Origin of the sequence: Streptomyces sp. NPDC006602 (assembly GCF_042870385.1) — a bacterium.
Classification (GTDB): domain Bacteria; phylum Actinomycetota; class Actinomycetes; order Streptomycetales; family Streptomycetaceae; genus Streptomyces.
In genome coordinates, this window is record NZ_JBIAHG010000091.1 from 1 (window position 1) to 4,054 (window position 4,054).

General features: G+C 69.7%; 3 protein-coding genes. All 3 read right to left on the minus strand.

Annotated elements, in window-relative coordinates; all coding sequences use genetic code 11:
• Positions 1–100 precede the first annotated feature (100 nt).
• Complete coding sequence (locus ACFYO2_RS49485; RefSeq protein ID WP_388364069.1) at positions 101–1,657, minus strand: aldehyde dehydrogenase family protein; 1,557 nt, start codon at positions 1,655–1,657, stop codon at positions 101–103.
• 167 nt (positions 1,658–1,824) lie between these two features.
• A complete protein-coding gene (gene sucD / locus ACFYO2_RS49490; RefSeq protein WP_388364072.1) occupies positions 1,825–2,724 on the minus strand; it encodes a succinate--CoA ligase subunit alpha in 900 nt (299 codons plus the stop codon).
• Between the two features lie 11 nt (positions 2,725–2,735).
• A complete protein-coding gene (gene sucC / locus ACFYO2_RS49495; RefSeq protein WP_388364075.1) occupies positions 2,736–3,866 on the minus strand; it encodes an ADP-forming succinate--CoA ligase subunit beta in 1,131 nt (376 codons plus the stop codon).
• Between the last annotated feature and the right edge of the window lie 188 nt (positions 3,867–4,054).

Consider the following 4,054-nt stretch of genomic DNA (forward strand, 5'->3'; position numbering starts at 1 on the left):
ATGCTCGCCACCCTCCCAGATTGGATATTGCATACCGTCAACTCCTGTCGTCGAGCCACCTGTTGGGCGGCGCCCCGACAGGGCGCCGCCCGAGCTCACCTCACGGCATCAGCTGGTACTCCGGGAAGTTGCCGGGGAGCCGCTCCCCCGCCGGGCCCTGGGTGACCGCGTGCACGAGCAGTGCGCCGCCGACGAACGCGCCGCGCCAGGACGCGCCGAACCCGCCGAACAGTTCGTCTCGGTCACCGCGGGAGCGGGGCTTGCCGTGGCCCATCTTGAACGCGCGGATCTGTGGGGCCAGTCGGCCGAAGGTCGCCTCGTCGTCCGTGGAGAGCGTGGCCACGAGGGCGCCGTTGGACGCGTTCATCGCGGCCAGCAGCTCCGCCTCCGTGTCGACCAGGACGATGGTGTCGACCGGGCCGAAAGGTTCCGCGTGGTGCAGCGGAGAGGACGGGGGCGGGTTGAGGAGCGTGACCGGATGGACGTACGCCGAGGTGTCCTGGCCGGGCAGGAAGCGGGCTTCGCTCAGGTTGCCGCGGTGCAGCGGGACGGCGCCCCGGTTGATGGCCTCGGCGACCTGGTCGTGGAGTTCCTTGGCCTTCGCGGCGTTGATCACTGGGCCGAAGTCGAGTGCCGGGTACGGGTCGTCGGGGTGCTCGACCGCGAGCGGGTGACCGACGCGCAGGGTGCGGACCGCCGGCAGGTAGGCGGCGAGGAACTCGTCGAACAGCTCACGCTGGACGACGAAGCGCGGGTAGGCCGTGCAGCGCTGCTTGCCGTAGTCGAAGAGCTTGGGGATGACCGCCGTAAGGGCGTCCCAGTCGGAGTAGTTCCAGATGCCCCAGGTGTTGAGTCCCTCCTGTTCGAGTACGTGACGCTTGCCGAGGTCGGCGACGGCCGTGGCCACCGCGGCGCCGGTGTCACGGCCGCCGACAAAGGAGACGCAGCCGATCTCGGGGGCCTTCACCAGCGCCTCCGACAGTTCGCCTCCGCTGCCGCTGACGAGGGTGACGGGGATCCCCTCGCGGGCGGCGAGCGCGCAGGCCAGGGTCAGACAGGAGACGCCGCCGTCGGTCGGGGTCTTGGCGATGACCGCGTTGCCTGCCAGTGCCTGGACCAGCATGGCGTGAACGAGCACGCTCATCGGGTAGTTCCAGCTCGCGATGTTGGACACCGGGCCGTCCAGCGGGGTCCGGCCGGCGACCATCGGCTCGATGCCGTCGACGTACCAGCGCACCCCGTCGATGGCCCGGTCGACGTCCGCCTGCGCGAGCCGCCACGGCTTGCCGATCTCCCAGACCAGGAGGAGGGCGAGGAGTTCGCGGTGCTGGGTGAGGGCGTCGAGGGTGGCTGCGACGCGGGTGCGGCGCTCGTCGAGGGGGACGTGGCGCCAGGCGCGGTGCTGGTCGAGCGAGGCGCGTACGGCCTGCTGGGCGGTGGCCCGGTCCAGGCGCGGCGGGCCGGCGATCGGGCTGCCGTCGACGGGGCTGGTGGCGGGCAGGGCCCGGCCGTCCGCCTGCCAGGCGGCGTTCCAGTGGTTGAGGACGCGGTCGTCGCGGAACGCCTCGGGGGCGACGGCGAGGCACCGCTGCCAGGCGTCGCTCCAGGACGTACCGGACTTCACGGTGAGGTGGGTGGAGTTGAGGGTGGTTGTCATGCGATGTCTCCGCTCTCGGTGCACAGTCGGGGGCGGGGGGTCTGGCATCTACGGAACCGCAGATTGCTGCCCGCGCGACCAGCTGGTCGCGCATGTAGGTCGCGCATGTAGGTCGCGTACAAGGGGGAACGCGGTGAGGCCGGACTGTCGTGGACAGTCACCCCTCGTCAACGATGACTTACATCGCGTTCCGTTTCCAGATGGGCCAGCACCAGCCGGGCCGTCTCGGTCGGGGTGCCGCCCACGCGCACTCCGGCCGCTTCCAGGGCCTTCTTCTTCGCCTCGGCGGTGCCGGACGACCCGGAGACGATGGCTCCGGCATGCCCCATGGTCTTGCCTTCGGGTGCGGTGAATCCGGCGATGTAGCCGACGACGGGCTTGGTGATGTGGTCGCGGACGAACACAGCGGCCCGTTCCTCCGCGTCGCCGCCGATCTCCCCGATGAGAACGATCAGTTCGGTGTCGGGGTCGTCCTGGAAGGCCGCCAGGCAGTCGATGTGGGTGGTGCCGACGACGGGGTCTCCGCCGATGCCCACGCATGTCGAGAAACCTGTGTCCCGGAGCTCGTACATGAGTTGATAGGTGAGCGTGCCGGACTTGGACACCAGGCCGATACGGCCCGGCTTCGTGATGTCGGCGGGGATGATGCCGGCGTTCGACTGGCCGGGCGTGATGAGCCCCGGGCAGTTGGGCCCGATGACACGCGTCCCCTTCTTCGCGGCGTGCGCGTGGAAGGCGACGGAGTCGTGGACGGGGATGCCCTCCGTGATGACGACGACGAGTCCGATCCCTGCGTCGGCGGCCTCCACAACGGCCGCCTTGGCGAAGGCCGGTGGCACGAAGACCACGCTCACATCGGCCCCGGTCCTCTCCACGCCATCGCGCACCGACCCGAAGACGGGTACCGCCCGCTCGTCGAAGTGGGCGGTGCGGCCGGCCTTGCGCGGGTTGACGCCGCCGACGATGTTCGTGCCGGCCGCGAGCATCCGCCGGGTGTGCTTCATGCCCTCGCCGCCGGTCATGCCCTGGACGAGGACCTTGGACTCCTTGGTGAGGAAGATGGCCATGTCCCGCTCCTTCAACTGGTGTTGGCGAGTTGGGCGGCGCGGCGGGCGGCGCCGTCCATGGTGGTGGCCTGCTGGACCAGGGGGTGGGCGTGTTCGTCGAGGACGGCGCGGCCCTGGACGGCGTTGTTGCCGTCGAGGCGCACGACGAGCGGTTTCGTCAACTGCACGGAGTCCAGGGCCTGGACGATGCCGTCGGCGACGGCGTCGCAGGCGGTGATCCCGCCGAAGACGTTGACGAACACCGACTTCACGGCCGGGTCGGAGAGGATGACGGACAGCCCGTCGGCCATCACCTGGGCCGATGCCCCGCCGCCGATGTCCAGGAAGTTGGCGGGGCGCGCACCGCAGCCGGCGACGACGTCGAGGGTCGACATGACCAGGCCGGCGCCGTTGCCGATGATGCCGACCTCGCCGTCCAGCTTGACGTAGTTGAGGCCCTTCGCGGCGGCGGCCGCCTCCAGCGGGTTGTCGTGAGTCACGCCCTCGGCGCCCCAACGGGACTGCCGGAAACGGGCGTTGTCGTCGAGCGTAACCTTCCCGTCGAGGGCGACGATCTGTCCCTGCCTGGTCCGCACGAGCGGGTTCACCTCGACGAGGACGGCGTCCTCGCGGACCAGCACTCCCCACAGCCGTACGAGCACATCGACGGTCTGCGGCGGGAGCCCGGCGGCCTCGGCGATCTCGCCCGCCTTGGCCGAGGTGACACCCTCGTCCGGGTCGATCGGGATACGGGCGACGGCGTCCGGCCGGCCGGCGGCGACCTCCTCGATCTCCATGCCGCCCTCCGCCGAGGCGATCGCGAGGAAGCGGCCCGCCGCGCGATCGAGGACGTAGGCGACGTAGAACTCCGCTTCGATGTCGACGGGTTGGGCCAGCATGACCGTGCCGACCGTGTGTCCCTTGATGTCCATGCCGAGGATCTGACGTGCCGTGAGCTCGGCTGCGGCCGGGTCGGCGGCGAGCTTCACGCCGCCGGCCTTGCCCCGGCCCCCGGTCTTGACCTGCGCCTTGACGACGACTCGGCCGCCGAGCCTGCGGGCGATCTCCCGCGCCTCCTTGGGTGAGGCGGCGACCTCCGCCCTCGGTACCTGGATGCCGTGTTCTTCGAAGAGTCCTCGCGCCTGGTGCTCGTACAGGTCCATGATTCGGCTCCCGTCTGAAAAGTGATGCGCGACTTAAAAGTGGTGCACGACCCCTGGACATCACCCATCGGATGCGGGATAACAATCTTCATACAGTATTCGTCGACTGTATGCAATGTGCCAGACCTAGTACACCACCAGCGCCGACAGGACGCTCAAGGCAACGGACAAGTGAGGTGACCTGTGAC